The sequence below is a fragment of the Curtobacterium sp. P97 genome (assembly GCF_023712445.1).
Lineage (GTDB): Bacteria > Actinomycetota > Actinomycetes > Actinomycetales > Microbacteriaceae > Curtobacterium.
On record NZ_JAMAYF010000004.1, the window covers coordinates 223,695 to 239,353 of the forward strand.

At 72.9% G+C, this 15,659-nt stretch carries 15 protein-coding genes; 10 read left to right on the forward strand and 5 right to left on the reverse strand.

Features of this window, described 5'->3' with window-relative positions:
- The first annotated feature begins 33 nt into the window (after positions 1-33).
- Positions 34-1,029: an SDR family oxidoreductase gene (locus tag M3677_RS06085; RefSeq protein ID WP_251160039.1), complete on the forward strand. Its 996-nt coding sequence runs from the start codon at positions 34-36 to the stop codon at positions 1,027-1,029.
- A 253-nt stretch (positions 1,030-1,282) separates the two neighbouring features.
- Here the strand turns inward: M3677_RS06085 and rocD are convergent, their stop codons facing one another.
- Together rocD and ddaH are read right to left on the reverse strand one after the other, a co-directional pair.
- Positions 1,283-2,554, reverse strand: a complete 1,272-nt coding sequence (gene rocD, locus M3677_RS06090; RefSeq protein ID WP_251160040.1) for an ornithine--oxo-acid transaminase — start codon at positions 2,552-2,554, stop codon at positions 1,283-1,285.
- A 2-nt stretch (positions 2,555-2,556) separates the two neighbouring features.
- Positions 2,557-3,444, reverse strand: coding sequence for a dimethylargininase (gene ddaH / locus M3677_RS06095; protein WP_209684620.1), 888 nt, complete (start codon positions 3,442-3,444; stop codon positions 2,557-2,559).
- Between the two features lie 235 nt (positions 3,445-3,679).
- Between ddaH and M3677_RS06100 the strand changes: the two genes are divergently transcribed.
- The 6 genes from M3677_RS06100 to M3677_RS06125 all read left to right on the forward strand — a co-directional run bounded on the left by M3677_RS06100 (position 3,680) and on the right by M3677_RS06125 (position 9,117).
- The gene (locus M3677_RS06100) at positions 3,680-4,117 is read left to right on the forward strand and encodes an Lrp/AsnC family transcriptional regulator (RefSeq protein WP_058729711.1); all 438 of its coding nucleotides are present in this window, start codon (positions 3,680-3,682) and stop codon (positions 4,115-4,117) included.
- Between the two features lie 111 nt (positions 4,118-4,228).
- Positions 4,229-4,600: a hypothetical protein gene (locus M3677_RS06105; protein ID WP_251154325.1), complete on the forward strand. Its 372-nt coding sequence runs from the start codon at positions 4,229-4,231 to the stop codon at positions 4,598-4,600.
- A 27-nt stretch (positions 4,601-4,627) separates the two neighbouring features.
- On the forward strand, positions 4,628-5,458 hold the full coding sequence (locus tag M3677_RS06110) for a nitroreductase family protein (protein WP_066651387.1): 831 nt from the start codon (positions 4,628-4,630) through the stop codon (positions 5,456-5,458).
- Entirely contained in the window at positions 5,455-6,237 is a 783-nt protein-coding gene (locus M3677_RS06115; protein WP_251160041.1) for a DUF2071 domain-containing protein, read from the forward strand. The genes M3677_RS06110 and M3677_RS06115 overlap by 4 nt, the downstream gene beginning before the upstream one ends.
- An 84-nt stretch (positions 6,238-6,321) precedes the next feature.
- A complete protein-coding gene (locus M3677_RS06120) occupies positions 6,322-7,743 on the forward strand; it encodes a hypothetical protein (protein ID WP_251160042.1) in 1,422 nt (473 codons plus the stop codon).
- 102 nt (positions 7,744-7,845) lie between these two features.
- Complete coding sequence (locus M3677_RS06125) at positions 7,846-9,117, forward strand: phosphatidylserine decarboxylase family protein (RefSeq protein WP_251160043.1); 1,272 nt, start codon at positions 7,846-7,848, stop codon at positions 9,115-9,117.
- Between the two features lie 48 nt (positions 9,118-9,165).
- Here the strand turns inward: M3677_RS06125 and M3677_RS06130 are convergent, their stop codons facing one another.
- The gene (locus M3677_RS06130) at positions 9,166-9,789 is read right to left on the reverse strand and encodes a hypothetical protein (protein ID WP_251154329.1); all 624 of its coding nucleotides are present in this window, start codon (positions 9,787-9,789) and stop codon (positions 9,166-9,168) included.
- 84 nt (positions 9,790-9,873) lie between these two features.
- Here M3677_RS06130 and M3677_RS06135 point away from each other — a divergent pair, with 84 nt between their 5' ends.
- Both M3677_RS06135 and M3677_RS06140 read left to right on the forward strand, forming a co-directional pair.
- Positions 9,874-10,869 carry an SDR family oxidoreductase gene (locus tag M3677_RS06135; RefSeq protein WP_251160044.1) on the forward strand — a complete coding sequence of 332 codons (996 nt, stop codon included), beginning with the start codon at positions 9,874-9,876 and terminating at the stop codon, positions 10,867-10,869.
- Entirely contained in the window at positions 10,866-11,231 is a 366-nt protein-coding gene (locus M3677_RS06140) for a hypothetical protein (RefSeq protein WP_251160045.1), read from the forward strand. The genes M3677_RS06135 and M3677_RS06140 overlap by 4 nt, the downstream gene beginning before the upstream one ends.
- 10 nt (positions 11,232-11,241) lie before the next feature.
- On the opposite strand, the gene M3677_RS06145 is transcribed toward M3677_RS06140, so the two are convergent.
- Together M3677_RS06145 and M3677_RS06150 are read right to left on the reverse strand one after the other, a co-directional pair.
- Positions 11,242-11,454: a hypothetical protein gene (locus M3677_RS06145; RefSeq protein ID WP_066651373.1), complete on the reverse strand. Its 213-nt coding sequence runs from the start codon at positions 11,452-11,454 to the stop codon at positions 11,242-11,244.
- A 35-nt stretch (positions 11,455-11,489) separates the two neighbouring features.
- Positions 11,490-15,068, reverse strand: coding sequence for a proline dehydrogenase family protein (locus M3677_RS06150; protein WP_251160046.1), 3,579 nt, complete (start codon positions 15,066-15,068; stop codon positions 11,490-11,492).
- Positions 15,069-15,186: 118 nt separating this feature from the next.
- Here M3677_RS06150 and M3677_RS06155 point away from each other — a divergent pair, with 118 nt between their 5' ends.
- A complete protein-coding gene (locus tag M3677_RS06155; RefSeq protein ID WP_158407717.1) occupies positions 15,187-15,651 on the forward strand; it encodes a MarR family winged helix-turn-helix transcriptional regulator in 465 nt (154 codons plus the stop codon).
- Positions 15,652-15,659: the final 8 nt, after the last annotated feature.

The window sequence follows — 15,659 nt, forward strand, 5'->3', positions numbered from 1 at the left end:
CACAGCGGCACCGCCGGGAGCAAGGGAGCATCCATGTCGGGACCGAGCGTGCTGTTCATCGGCGGCAGCGGCATCATCAGCGCCGCGTGCGTCCGCGAAGCCGTCGAGCAGGGGTACGACGTCACCGTGCTCAACCGGGGCACGACCGACAAGCGGCCGATCCCGGATGCCGTGACGCGCCTCCAGGCCGACGTGTCCGACCGCACCGCGCTGGAAGCCGCGATCGGCGACCAGCACTGGGACGTCGTCATCGACTTCGTGGCGTTCACGCCCGACCAGGTGCAGCGGGACATCGAGGTGTTCACGGGTCGCACGAACCAGTACGTCTTCATCTCGTCGGCCTCGGCGTACCAGACGCCCGCGACGCACCTGCCGATCACCGAGTCGACGCCGCTGAAGAACCCGTTCTGGCAGTACTCCCGCGACAAGATCGCGTGCGAGGACCTGCTCACGAAGGCGTACCGCGAGGACGACTTCCCGATGACGATCATCCGGCCGTCGCACACCTACGACGAGACCCTCGTGCCGTTCTCGGGCGGGTGGACGGTGCTCGGACGGATGCGTGCGGGCAAGCCGATCGTCGTGACCGGCGACGGTAGCTCGCTGTGGACGATCACGCACGCGCGGGACTTCGCGGTCGGGTTCGTCGGGCTGCTCGACCGTGCCGAGGCGATCGGCGAGGCGTTCCACATCACCGGCGACGAGGCCCCGACCTGGGACCGCATCGCCCACGAGCTGGCGGCGGCCGCGGGGGTCGAGGACCTCCAGCTCGTGCACGTCCCGGCCGACGCGATCGACGCGCTCGACGCCGACTGGGGCGCGAGCCTGCTCGGGGACAAGGCGAACACCTCGGTCTTCGACAACACGAAGGTGCAGACGCTCGTGCCCGAGTTCGCGCAGACGACGTCGATCCGGCAGGGGGCGCGGGAGATCGTCGCGTGGTTCGACGCCGACCCGTCGCGCCAGGTGACGGACGAGCACCTCGACGGGCTGATGGACCAGCTCGTCGAGCGCTGGCAGGTGCGCTGACGCGGGGCGGGTGCGGCGCGCGCGGCGCACGGCGCGACGTACGCGGCGCACGGCGCGAGGCGCCGGTGCACAACCGGCGGCACGTCGCGCCACGGAATCGCGTGGCGCGACGTGCCTCCGGTTGTGCCGACTGGTGCAGACGCGCGCGGTGGGCGACGCGGGCGCGGTGGGCGACGCGGGCGCGGCCGAGCGCGACGGACGGGAGGCGCGGCACCCGCTGGCACCGCGCCTCCCGTCCGTCGGGTGGTCGCGTCTATCGAGCGGCCAGCACCTCGCCGAGGGTCCCGATCGCCAGACGCACCTCGTCGTCGGTGACGACGAGCGGCGGCGCGAAACGGATCGTCGACCCGTGCGTGTCCTTCACGAGCACGCCGCGGTCGGCCAGGTCGTGCGCGATCTCCTTGCCGGTGCCGAGCGCGGGGTCGATGTCGATCCCCGCCCAGAGTCCGGCGACCCGGTGCGAGACGACCCCGTGCCCGACGAGCTCGTCGAGCAGCCCACGGAGCAGCGGTTCGCCGTCGAGCGCCCGCTGCTGGAACGTGCCCTCGCCGAGCATCGCGACGACCTCGGACCCGACGGCGGCCGCGAGCGGGTTGCCGCCGAACGTCGAACCGTGTTCGCCGGGACGCAGGACGCCGAGCACCTCGCGGGAGCCGACGACGGCCGACACCGGGACGATGCCGCCGCCCAGGGCCTTGCCGAGCGTGATCAGGTCGGGTCGGACACCGACCCGCGAGACGGCCAGGGTGTGCCCGGTGCGCCCGAGCCCGGACTGGATCTCGTCGGCGACGAACAGCGCACCGAACTCGTCGCAGACCGCGCGGACCTCGGGCAGGTAGGACTCGGGCGGGATGACCACGCCGCCCTCGCCCTGGATCGGCTCGAGCAGGACGGCGACGACGGTCTCGTCCATCGCCTCCCGCAGGGCCGCTGCATCGCCGTACGGCACCGTGCGGAAGCCCGGCGTGTACGGACCGAAGTCGTCGCGGGCCGAGGGGTCGTCCGAGAACGACACGATCGTGGTGGTGCGCCCGTGGAAGTTCCCGGACGCGACGATGATCGTGGCCTGCCCGGCCGGCACGCCCTTGACGCGGTAGCCCCAGGCGCGCGACACCTTGATCGCGGACTCGACGGCCTCGGCCCCGGTGTTCATCGGGAGCACGAGTTCGGTGTCGGTCAGCGATGCCAGAGCGGCGGCGAAGGGTCCGAGCCGGTCGTTCACGAACGCGCGGCTCGTCAGGGTCACCCGGTCGAGCTGGGCCCGGGCGGCGTCGAGCAGCCGGGGGTTGCCGTGGCCGAAGTTCACCGCGGAGTACGCGGCGAGTCCGTCCAGGTAGCGCTTGCCGTCGACGTCGGTCACCCACGCACCCTGGCCGGACGCGATGACGACCGGCAGCGGGCTGTAGTTGTGGGCGAGGGAGCGGTCCTCGACGGCGAGCGCGGCGGCGGTGGCACCACCGGCTACGGTGGCGTCGCCGGACGCGCCGGCACCCGCGTGGGTGCCGGCTCCGGTCGCGGTGCTCACGGTTACCGCGCGACCGAGGTGCCGGTGCCGACGGGGTGCAGGTCGAGCGTGCAGCACTTCACGCCGCCGCCGCCGAGCAGCAGCTCGGACAGGTCGACACCGATCGGGTTGTAGCCCTTCTCACGCAGCTGCTCGGCGAAGGTCGTCGCACGCGATGCGATCACGACGTTGTAGCCGTCGGAGTACGAGTTGAGGCCGAGGATCGCGGCGTCCTCCTCGGTCGCGATGACCGCGTCGGGGAAGCGCTCGCGCAGGATCGCCAGCGAGGGCTCGTCGAAGGCGCTCTCCAGGTAGGCGATGTTCGAACGGCCGGTCGCGTCGGGCTCCGGGTCGAGCACGGCGATGGCGGTGTCGAGGTGGTAGAAGCTCGGGTTGATGAGCTTGAGGGTGACGACCTCGCGGCCGTAGATGCGGGCGAGCTCCTCGTGCGAGGTGCTGTCGGAGCGGAAGCCCGTGCCGGCGAAGATCGTGTCGCCGATGAGCAGGAAGTCACCCTCGCCCTCGTTGGTCTCCTCGGGCTCGGCGACGGTGAGGCCAGCGCTGCGGAACCAGTCCATGTACGCGGGTCCCTCGGGCTGGCGCTCGGGGTACTGGAACTTCGCGCCGTACGCGACGCCGTCGAGCACGAAGCCGCCGTTGGCCGCGTAGACCATGTCGGGCAGGCCCTCGATCGGCTCGATGTACGAGATGTCGAAGCCGAGCTGCTCGTAGACGTCGACGAGCGACTGCCACTGCTCGACGGCCTTCGACGTGTCGGTCGGCTCCTCGGGGTGCATCCACGGGTTGATCCGGTAGCTCACCGTGTAGTGCGTCGGCTTGCACATCAGGATCGTGCGCTTCGTGGCGACACGGGCCGGTGCGGCCTGCGGTTCGGTTGCGGTGTTCGACATCAGTCCTCCTGGGACCGGGGCCCGAGCCTGCCAGGAACCACCACGGGTGAAGCACTCCGATGAGATGCAGGCTCACTCACCGCAGCGGACCAGGTCGACGCCAGCAGCAGTCTGACACGAACGGTCCGGTCGGTGCAGTACCCCGTCCACGAGCGCATGGCACCCGTTCGGGTGACGCACGATTCCTGCGTCGGACGCACCTGGCTCGCAAGAACCCCGCGTACGATCGACGAACATGGACACGCTCGACCACCGCATCCTGGACCAGCTCCGGGAGAACGCCCGAGCCGGCTACGGCGACATCGGGTCGGTGGTCGGCCTCTCCGCGTCCGCGGTCAAGCGTCGGGTCGATCGCCTGGTCGCCGACGGGGTCATCCAGGGCTTCACGATCAAGGTCGACCCCGCGGTCGAGGACCGCGGGACCGAGGCCTGGGTCGAGCTGTACTGCCGCGGCACCGTCTCCCCCGACGAGCTCCGCACGCTGCTCGACACCGTGCCCGAGGTCGTGGACGCCGGGACCGTCACCGGCAGCGCCGACGCCGTCGTGCACATGCGCTCCCGTGACCTGCCGGCGCTCGAGCTCGCACTCGACCGGGTGCGCCTGGCCCCGCAGGTCGACCACACCCGCAGCGCCATCGTCCTGTCGAAGCTCGTCTCCCGCGAGTCCGCGTAGCCCCCGTCTCCTCCGCGGAACGCAACGTCGGCGACGGTGCGCAGCGGCACAGCGGTCCGAGGGAGCGCCCTCGTTGCGTCTTGCGAGCGTCCCGCGCGTAGGGTCGCGGTCGTGGGAATCGGGAGGACGGCCGGGAGGCGCGGCGCCACTCCCACGCGTCCGCCGGCGGCCCGCCGCCTGGTTGCCGCAGCCGCCGCCGCGTACGTCACGAACTGCCTCTGGGGCACCGCGGTCGCGGTCCGGGTCATCCGCACGGAGAAGCTCCGCGTCGTGCACCACGGCCTCTTCGTCGTGACCGCGACCCTGACCGGGGTCGCCGCGACCACCCCGGCCTGGACACGGGACCGCTCCGCACTGTTCCTGCTGCCGGCGCTCGTCCCCCTCGCCCTCGCTCCACGCACGAACCCCCGCTCCGGAGCACACTGGAGAGTCGCGGTCGCCGCCGCACCGTCCTACCTGGGGGCGTTGCTCGCACGGCGCTGACCGCGACGACGAGACACGAGGGATGCAGTGGAGCTCTTCGAGGCCATCCGACGCCGGCGCACGACCAACGGCGCGTTCCTGCCCGACCCGGTGTCCGAGGAGCACCAGCGGCTGCTGATGGAGCTCGCAGGACGTGCACCCTCGCAGTTGAACAGCCAACCGTGGCGCTTCGTCATCGTCGAGGAGCGCGACACCATCGACCGCATCGCCGACATCAGCGGCCGGTCGATGACGCAGACGATGGCCGAGGGCTCGTTCTTCACGCGCTACCGTCCGTACTTCCGGTTCTCGCAGGCCGAGATGGACGAACGTCGGGACGGGATGCTGTTCGACAAGCTGCCGGGACCGCTCAAGCCCTTCACGAAGCAGGTGTTCACCAAGCGCGGGCAGCTCCTCATGAACACGCTCCGGGTACCGCAGACCCTCGGCGAGGAGAACCGGAAGCTCGTCGCCGGGTCGCCGCTCCTGCTCGGGGTGATGCTCGACCGCGACGAGTACCGGAAGGAGGCGCGCAACGCCTTCTACTCCGTGTTCAGCATGGGCGCGGCGATGGAGAACGTCTGGCTCGCGACGACCGAGCTCGGCCTCGGGATCCAGTTCGTGTCCTTCCCGATGGAGGTCGAGGAGGCCTGGGCCGAGGTCGAGCGGCTCCTCGCGGTGCCGCCGGAGCTCGAGCTGATGGCCGTCTACCGGATCGGCTACCTGCCGCCGGAGCGTCGACGTCCCGCCATCGACTGGGTGTCGAACGAGCGGAAGCGCCCGTCGCAGTACGTGTTCCGCGGGACCTGCGCGACCCCGCAGCAGGGGTGGGACGACGCGCCGGACGCTGCCCGCGCGACCGACGGGACCGTCTCGTGACCGCCGGACAGCGGGGCGGGGGCGAGCCGGGCCTCCCGGCCGTCTCGCCGGAGGCACCGCCCCTGCGCGGGACGCCGTGGATCTCGCAGGACTGGCTCGACGTGGTCTTCGTGCACTGGCGCGTCGACGTGTCGGCGGTGGCACCGCTGCTGCCCGCCGGAGCGCACCCGGACACGATGGCGCCGGACGGGACGGACGACGGCGCGACCACCTGGGTGGGCCTCATCGGGTTCCGCTTCACGGACACGCGCTTCCCGCCGCTCGGCGGGCTCGGACGGGCCGGCAGCGTCGGCGACTTCGTCGAGGTCAACGTGCGCGTCTACACGCGCGACGACCAGGGCCGTCGGGGCGTCGCGTTCCTGTCACTGGACGCCGGGAAGCTCCTGCCGACGATCGGCGCACGGGTCGCGACGGGCCTGCCGTACTGGTGGGCGCACGCGGCGATCCGGAAGACCGACGGCCGGGTGGGCTACGCGATGCGTCGGCACGGGACGCACCTGCGGTCGACCTTCGACGTCCGGGTGGGCGACGCGGTCGACGAGCCGACGCCCCTCGAGACGTTCCTGACGGCACGGTGGGGCATGCACGTGCGGCGGGTCGGCGCGACACGCTACTGGCCGAACGAGCACGAGGCGTGGCCGCTGCACCGGGCGTCCCTCGTGTCGCTGCGGGACGACCTGGTGGCGGCTGCGGGGCTGCCCTTCGGACTGTCCGGACTGGAGCCGGACTCGGTGCTGTACTCGCCGGGGGTGACCACGCGGTTCGGGCGGGGACGCTGAGCATCACACTCGGCATGATGACAGCATCCCGTATTCCACATACATAGCCTTTCGGAGTCCGTTGAGTCTCCGAAAGGGAACAGCATGAACCTCCGCCCACTCACCGTCGGATCCGCCGTGGTCCTCGCGAGCTGCATCGCCGTCGGTGCTGCGAGCTCCGGCGCGTTCGCCGCGCCCGAGCAGCACGCTCGGTCGGCGGCATCGTCCGCGACGACGGCCCGATCCGCCATCACCGACGTCCAGCAGACCCCGCAGCGGGTCGGCGACCAGCAGTGGGTCGAGGTGCGCGTCACCGTCGACGCACCGACGGTCGTGCGCCTCCTCGACCCGTCGGGTGAGCCCGTCGCCGCGAAGAGCGGCGATCCTCGGAAGCAGGTCGTGTTCCAGGTGAAGCCCACCGGTCAGGACACTGCGCGCTACGCGGTGGACACCGGGCAGTCCTCGGCCGTCCGCGTCGTCGACCTCGACTTCCGCGGCCTCCCCCTGTCCGCGCCGCTCGACCTCAGCTCGGAGCGCCGCCTGGAGGAGATCGCCCGTGCGGTCGCACACGGCCAGTTCGTCCACGAGATGCGGTACGACGCGCTCCCGGGCGCCGAGGTGACGGTCGTGGCCAACGGCCGCTCGGAGGTCGTCACGGCCTCGGGTGACGGGGTCGCGACGGTCCCCGTCGAGTTCCGCGCGGGTGACAACCAGGTGCGGGCGAAGCAGGTGCTCGGGGAGAAGGAGTCGCTCGAGTCCGACGACCACTACACGTTCGGCGGCGGGTCGAGCGGCGGCGGCGAGCAGCCCGGCGACGGCAACGGCGGCGGCTCCGGCGGCGGCGAACAGCCCGGCGACGGCAACGGCGGCGGCTCCGGCGGCGGCGAACAGCCCGGCGACGGCAACGGCGGCGAGCAGGTCGACCCCCGGTCGCTGCGTCTCGACCAGCAGCAGGGCGCCGAGCTCACCCCGAAGGACGGCAAGATCACCCTCTCCGGCCGCGCCTCCGCCGGCTGGATCACCGTGTACGGCAGCGGCGAACAGGTCCTCGCGACCACCCAGGTCGAGGACAGCCGCTGGTCCGTCGACATCCCCGCGGTCGCCGGCGCCCAGATCGCGTTCATCGCGCTCTCCGCCACCGAGCACGGCGAGACCGTCGCCCACGAACTCCTCCACTACAACGTCATCGACGCAGGCTCCGGCGGCGGCGAAACGCCCGGTGACGGCAACGCTGGCGGCTCCGGCGGTGGCGAGCAGTCGCCCGCCGAGCTCGCGGTCGACCAGTCGGGGGCGGTGCAGCTCGACTCGGAGGGCTTCGTCACCTACACGGGCACGGCCCCGGGCGACTCCGTGCTGGTCCTCGTCAACGGGAAGCGAGCCGGTGAGTACCGTGTCCGCGACGGCCGCTTCGCCGCGAAGGTCTACCAGGCGCCGGGCCGGTACAAGCTGACCTTCCTCGCCAAGACGAACCCGCACACCAGCGCGTGGGACCACCTCACGACCACCGAGGTCACCGTCGAACGCTGACCGGGTCGCGACCTGACGAGACCCCGCCGATCCACGGATCGGCGGGGTCCGTCATCCTCGGAACTGCGACCGCTCCCTCGGTGCGTGAGTACCGTCGGGGACGTGACCGGTGGAGCGCAGCAGCAGGACGTCCGACGCCGCGCGGGATGGCTCCCGCAGGACCAGAGCGGGCTCGAGGCCTGGCTCCGCGGGCGTCGCGAACGCCACCAGGAGCGCGACCCCGACCGGGCCCTGCACCCGGCGGTCTCGGCCCTCCGCGACCTCGTCGAGGGCGACCCCGTGCTACGGATGCACGCGCACCAGATGATCGAGCAGGTCCCCGCTGGTCGCGAGTACCAGGACCGGCACCTCGAGTCGTTCGGGGAGCTGCTCGAGCTCGTCGACGAGGTCATCACGACCGCGCCCGAGTTCAGCGACGAGCAGATGGTGATGACGCCGCTCGACGGGGTGCTCGACTGGACGAAGGCCACGCCGGCGGGCTTCGCCTTCTACCGGGACCCGCGCGTGAACGACGCGCTCCGGGCGATCCTGCAGGGGTGGTGCGACTTCCTGTCGAGCGACAAGTCCCTCGAGGTACTCGTGGACGCACCCTCGGGGTGGTGCAGCGATGCCGCTCGTCGGGCGGTCGGCATGGACCGGTTCGAGCACGATGCCGACGCCGAGCACTGGGGCTTCGGGTCGTGGAACGACTTCTTCACGCGGCGCTTCCGGGACGGCGAGCGCCCGGTCGCCGCGCCCGACGACGACGCGGTCGTGGTGAGCCCCTGCGAAGCCACCCCGTACCGGATCGCCAGTCGCGTCCACCGGCTCGACGCGTTCTGGGCGAAGGCGGAGCCGTACTCGGTCGAGGAGCTGCTCGCCGGCGACGAGACCGCCGACCTGTTCGTCGACGGCACCGTGTGGCAGGCGTTCCTCAGCGCGCTCGAGTACCACCGCTGGCACAGCCCGGTCGCCGGGACGGTCCTGCGCGCCTGGGTCGAACCGGGGACCTACTACTCCGAGGCCTCGTCGCAGGGCACCGACGCCGCCGAGCCGCAGCTGTCACAGGGCTACCTGGCACACGTCGCCACCCGCGCGATCGTGCTCATCGACGCCGACGACCCCGCGATCGGGACGATCGCGGTCGTGTTCATCGGGATGTCCGACGTCTCCTCGTGCGTGATCGGCGAGGGGATCTCGGACGGTGCGCACGTCGGCAAGGGCGACGAGCTCGGGTACTTCCAGTTCGGCGGGTCGTCGGTGTGCGTGCTGTTCGGGCCGGACGTCGTCGAGTCGTTCTCGCTGGGAGCGCTGCCGCAGGCGCCGGAGGAGGAATCGGCGGTCCTGCCGGTGCGGTCGCACCTGGCGACGGCACTGCGGCGGTCGTCCGACTGACGGAACCGGTCGACGTCGGCTCCGCGGACGGTCGGCTGCCGCCGCCCGTCACCGCGACGGGGCTCGGCCTGCCCGCTGTGCGTGCACGAGGGCGAGCACCGCGGCGAACACGGCTGCCGCGATGCCGCCACCGACCCAGACCGCCGCGCGCCAGGCGGGGAGCACCGGGCCCTCGGGGAGCACGAGTCCCAGGACGACGAGGACCGCGCAGCTCAGGACCACGCCGAGGAACGCCCAGGCCACGGCCGAGAGGTCGAAACGTGGCACGGATCGGGCGTACCGACTGAGCTGCGAGAAGCCACCGACGACCCCGATCGTCGCCGCGATCGGGAACCCGACGACGAGACTCGCGACCATCACCGCCGCTCCGGCGGTGACACCGACCACGACGCGCACGCGGTGCAGGTCCCACGACGCGCCACGCGTCTGCTCCCGGTACGCCCGCAGCGCCGCGACGAGGAGCACCACCGCGCACGCGATCCCGAGCACACCGGCGACGGTCCCGGTGACGAGGGCGAGTGCATCGCCGAACGTCCTCCCGACCAGGACGGCGACGACCGCCAGCACGAGTGCGAGGACCGGTGACCCCAGGACCTCCCGGTACCGGGTCGGGGTCCGCAACACCCAGCCGGGAGGTGCCTCCTCGGTCTGCTCCTGGTCGTCCGTCTCCACCGCGCCATCCTGCCCCACGCCGTCCGGCGGCCGGGGGACAGCGGCTGGACCGGTGCGGACACGAGCCCGCGTACAACGGACAGCATGACGCGCGTGGCAGTGGTGACCGGTGGTTCGGCAGGGCTCGGACGGGCGACCGTCCGCGAACTCGCGGCCCGGGGGTGGGACGTCGCCGTCCTGGCCCGTGGACGCGACGGTGTCGACGCCGCGGTCGCCGAGGTCGAGGCCGCGGGACGCCGAGGCCTCGCGCTGATCGCCGACGTGGCCGACCGACAGGCCGTCGAGGCCGCCGCCGAGCGCACCGAGCAGGAGCTCGGACCGATCGACCTCTGGGTGAACTGCGTGATGGTCGGGGTCTTCGGGCGCTTCACGGACACCGGCCCCGACGACTTCGAGCGCGCTGTCGACGTCAACTTCCTCGGCTTCGTCAACGGCACCCGCGCGGCGATGGCCCGGATGGTCCCCCGTGACCGTGGGCACGTCATCCAGGTCGGTTCCGCACTGGGATTCCGGGGCATCCCCCTGCAGGCCGCCTACTGCAGCGCGAAGCACGCCATCGTCGGGTTCACCGAATCGGTGGTGTCCGAGCTCACGGAACAGGGCAGCAGGGTGGCCGTGAGCCGCGTCGACATGCCCGCGCTCAACACGGTGCAGTTCAACTGGGTGAAGTCGCTCCTGCCGCACCACCCGCAGCCCGTCGCACCGATCTACCAGCCCGAGGTCGGCGCCCGCGCGATCGCCGTCACCGCGGAGCGGCCGCGCCGCCGCACGTGGGTGGGCGAATCGACGGTCTACACGATCCTGGGCAACCGGATCAGTGGACGCTTCGCCGACTGGTACGCCGCGAAGACCCTGGTCAGCGGACAGCAGGCCGAGCAGAAGGACGGACAGTCGCTGCCGGCGAACCTGCACGAGCCCGTCCCGGGCGACCACGGTGCGCACGGGGTCTTCGACGACTCCGCGCACGCCTGGTCGCCGCAGACGTGGTGGGTCGAGCACCGCAGGCTCGGCAACGGGATCATCGGAGCCGCCGTCGGCGTCGCGGGCGCGATCGCCCTGGCCGCGGGGAAGCGCCGATGAGCCGCCGCTCCCGCAGGGACCGCCGGCAGCGTGCGCGGTGGGTCGAGGGGCTCCGCGCCGGCATCGGCGTCGCACACCTGCTCGCCTCGCGGGGGTCGACGGGCCGGGTGGCCGTCTTCGGTCGGGTGCTCGGTGCCCGGCAACTCGTGCAGGCCGCACTGCTCACGCGCGCAGCGTCACCGGAAGCCCACGTCCTCGGCGCAGCGGTCGACGCCACGCACGGCGTCTCGATGGTGCCGCTCATCGCCCTCGACCGGCAGACACGGGGGTTCGCGGCACGGCAGCTCGTCGTCGCCGTGGTCCTCACCGTGCTCGAGGTCGGCCTCGTCGGCACGGAACACGGTCGCCCCGGCCGACGCTGACCGCCGCTGCCTACTCGACCTCGTCGTTCGGCTGCTCCTCCTCGACACCCGTCTCGTCCATCCGGTCGCGCAGGTGGTCGGCCATGGCCCCGGCACCCTCGTGTCCATGGTCGTGATCGACCTGCTCGACCAGTCCGGCGAGCTTCTCCTCGTTGGTCGCCTCGGTGGCACCGTCCATCACGGGGGCGGTCTGGACCTCGTCGTCGTTCGCTCGTGCGTTCATGGTCCGGACGCTACGCCCGCATCCGGTCCGGTACCTCAGAGCCGGAGGCGGCTGAAGACCCGGGAGACGTCACCGTGACGGTGCGCGGTGACGGACACCGTCTGTTCCCGCAGGAAGTGCAGCATCTCGACGATGCCGGACTCCACCACGGGGTCGTCGTGGATGGTCGTCTCGGTGCCGGCACCCAGGGCCTCCTCGAGGGCACGGGCGTCACCGCCGAGCAGCCGGACGCGTGACCCGGGGCCGCCGAAGGCCGCGTGCCGTCGGGGCTCCGCTCCCTGCGCGAGCACCAGGTCGATCGGGTCGACCTCCGGCTCAGCGCCGTCCGACCACCCGTCCTGCAGCAGGGTGCCCGCCGCAGCCCGTCCCAGGAACGTGGCGTCGTCCTCGACGACCTGGTCGACCACGTCGAGGGGCGAGCGCGCCGTCGAGAAGAGCGGCAGGAGCTCGGCGGGCAGCGGACGGGCGGTGCTGAGGAGCACGTGCGCGCGCGCTGCGGTCGCGGCGACGAGCACGCGGACGAGGTCGCCGGCCCCGACGCCCGAGGACTGCCGGACCACGACCGACTGCGGGCGGAACCGGATGACGTTCCGCTCGACGACCAGGTCGGCCGTGTCCCGCGATCGTCCGTACAACGATGCCCGGGCAGCGGCATCGCTCTCGGCCCCGGCACGGACGCGGTCGAACTCCTCGAAGGACAGTCCGGCCCGGGCCGCCTCGATGACGGCGGTGACGCGGTTGCCGAGTCCCTGCAGCTGGATGTTCCGGTGCGGCTGACGTCGGGTCGGGTCCCACCGGTCCGCCCCGATCACGGCCAGCGGCCCGCCGCGGTGCACGGTCGGACCGACCGCGGTCCCGCGCCACCCGCCGACGGGCTGGCGTCCCGGCCGGGCCCCGGTGGTCGGGCGGTCGACCACGAGCACGCCGGCCCGGGTCCGGTCGGACCAGGTCGCGACCTCGTCGGGGTCGAGGGTGTGGAGCGCCGCGACGGAGCCGCCGTCGACGGAGTGCTGCAGGGCGATCGCCTCGTCGAGGGTCTCCACGCGGACGACGTCGAGGACGGGTGCCGGCACGGCCGTCCGCGCGAGGTCGCCCGTGGCGCGGACGCCCTCCCGCACACCTGGCGACCAGAGCCGGCCGGTGTCGTCCAGCGCGACCGGTTCGACGAGCCAGGACTCCCCCGGGCGCAGCTCGGTGAGTGCGGTCCGGACGGCGCCGGTCGGCTCGGCGACGAGCGGCCCGACCTGGGCGGTCGCGTCCGTCGGCCACGCGGTGCGCAGGCCACGGACGGCATCGGCGAGCTGCTCGCGGAAGCGCGGGCTCTCCCCCACGGACCCGACGAGCACGAGCAGCGACACCGCCGACGACGCCTGTCCGGAGCGGGCGAAGGCGGAGGCGACGACGTCGCGCACCGCCTGGTCGAGGTCGGCCGAGGGGGTGACGACCGCGGTGACGACCCCGGTGAGCTCCGCCACGAGGGGCAGGTCCGCGCGCCACCAGCGGTAGGACCGAGCGGTCTCCGGGGTGCCGGTCAGGACGACGCGGTCGACGGCGGGGTGCGCCACGAGGTCGCGTGCGAGGTCGCTACCGTCGAGGTCGACGAGCTGGAGCAGGGAGTGCGGGACCCCGGCGTCCCAGAGCACGTCGGCGAAGACGGCACCGGTGCGTCGGGCGGCGGTGGCGGGCTGGAGCACGACCCCGCTGCCCGCGGCGAGCGCGGTGAGCACACCGTCGGCGGCATCGAGGAGCGGGGCGTTCCACGAGGGCACGACGACCGTCAGGCGCGGCGGGACCGGGACCGCCCCGTTGATGTCCTCGAGGTGTCGCGTGCGGTCCGCGGCGTGCGTGGCGGCGTCGACAGCCCGGCTGACCTCGCCGTCGGCGTCGGTCAGGGTGAGCCCGAGCTCGGCGATCATCGTCTCGACGAGTGCCCCGCGGTGGGTCTCGAGCGCGTGGCCGATCAGGTCGAACAGCTCGGCACGGTCCTCCGGGTCCTGGCGGCCCCAGTTCACACCGGCCTGGGCGGTGCGGGCGACGAGACGCTCGAGGCGTCCGCGGTCGGTGATGCGGGCGGCACGGATCGTCCTGGTGCCGCGCTGCGACTCCGGTACCCGGGCGAGCACCTCGGCGGCCCACGCGCGGTTGCCCGGCGTGGAGGGGTCGGTGTCCTGCGTGTTCTCGGCAGCCGAGCGCAGCACCGGGTCACCCGGCGGCCGTCGGCGGTCCTGGGTGCGGCGCGTGGGCGGCGCGGGACGGAGGAGCGCGGCCACGGCGTCGACGTGCTCGGCGGTGGCACGCTCGACGGCAGCGGTGTCGTCGGTCGAGCCGGTCGTGTCCGCCGCCGTCGACCCGGCCGTGGTCGAGCCGCCCACCGGGCGGTGGCCGGCGACCTCGCGCAGTCGACGAGCGAGGTACGGGACGGCAGCGTCGAACTCGTCGGGCCGCACCAGTGGCACACCGAGGACCACGTGGCCGAACGCCGTGCGCAGCACCTCGGCGTACCGCGTCGTGCCGAGGAGCAGCTCGGGTCCGACGACGTCGAGCACGCCGCGGCGCTCGGCGAGCACGTGCGCGGTCGCGAGGGCGAACGGGTCGTCGGTGGCGACACCGACGTGCACTGCGTCGGTCCGCTCGGGGTCGATCGCCGTGTCGAGCAGGCGCAGGAACGCGGTGTCCGTCGTGCGGGTGTCCGCGGTCACGGCGAGCGGCCGGCTCTCGAGCACGGCGTCGACCCCTTCGGTGGCGAGGAGCGTGCCCTTGGTGAAGCGGACGCGCACGGGTGCCCCGCCGGATGCCCGACGCTCCCGTGCTGCGGTCGTCACCCGGTCGAGCAGGTCGAGCGACTCGGGGAGTTCGGCGGGCAGGGTCACCCCGAGGGTGAGCTCCCGCGTGCCGTCGTGCTCGAGCAGCGCGCTCAGGACCGCGACGGCCCGTTCGACACCTCGGGCGCGGCCGGACTGCAGGGTGACCACGGGCGGTGTCGGCCGGCTCGCCGCGGTGTGCAGGAGCGGTGTGAGGTGCCGGACCGCGTCGGCGACGGCGGCGTCGAGGTCCCACGGGGACACCGGCGGCAGCACAGCGTCGAGGTCGACGGTGACGGCGGCGACGTCCTGGTGCAGCAGGTCGTCGAGTGCCGCGAGCCGTCGGTCGCGGCCGGCCGGTCCGAGCACGGCTGGGCCGAGCAGGTCGACGTCGAGTCGGGTGTCCGGTCCGCCGACCTTCGCGAGTGCCGCGGGGGTCCGGGCGGGCGTGGCGTCGACGACGAGGTGTCCTGCGAGTCGCCGGAGCACCTTCCGCGCGGAGGGGACGACCGCCCACGGCGCCATGGTCGCGAAGCCACCGCCCACCGTCACCGCGCCGCGGAGGTACCAGGCGAGGTCGTCCGGTACCGCCCGGCTCGCGCGCTCGAGGTTCCGGGCGACGACCTTCGGGTCCTCCGGCCGGACCACGACGTCGACGAACGCGCGGGCGAACTCGGCGCCACGGGGGTCGGCGAGCATCTCGGCCAGACGTGCGGCCGCGGGCTCCGGCTTCACCCCGCGGGCGGCCTCGATCCACCCCTGTGCCCGCATGACCGCGTCGTCGGTGCAGTCTCGGAGGTGCGGGGTCGGCATGGAGTGATCGTATTCCGGGCGTCCGACGTGACCTCTGAGCGCGCCGAGTGCCGCCCCGGAGTCAGCCGAACGGATGATCCTCGGTCCCGCGGCACGCCCGCTGGTTACGCTGGCGGTCATGGCGGAGCAGGGCGGCGAGGGGCACGACTGGGCGACCTGGGACGCGTTCCACGACGTCTGGCGTCGGCTCGACCGGGCGCTCGACCAGGCCGTCCAGCAGGGTGCCGGCATCTCGATCCCCGAGTTCGAGATCCTGATCGGCCTGCACCGCGCTCCCGACCACCGGTTGCGGGTCCGTGACGTCGCCGCGGGCATCGGGTGGGAGAAGTCGCGCGTGAGCCACCAGGTCACGCGGATGGTCGGGCGCGGGCTCGTCGCCCGCGCGGACTGCCCGGCGGACGGACGTGGCAGCTGGGTGACGATGACGACCGAGGGTCGGCGCGCGGTGCTCGCCGGCATCCGCGCGCACACCGCGGCACTCGAGGAGCTGTTCTGGAGGCCCGTGGCTGCGGATGCGGACACCCTGCGCTCCGTCTCCCACCGCGTCCTCGACGCACTCGGTCCGGTCGAGCCGGAGGCCTGAGGAGAGCC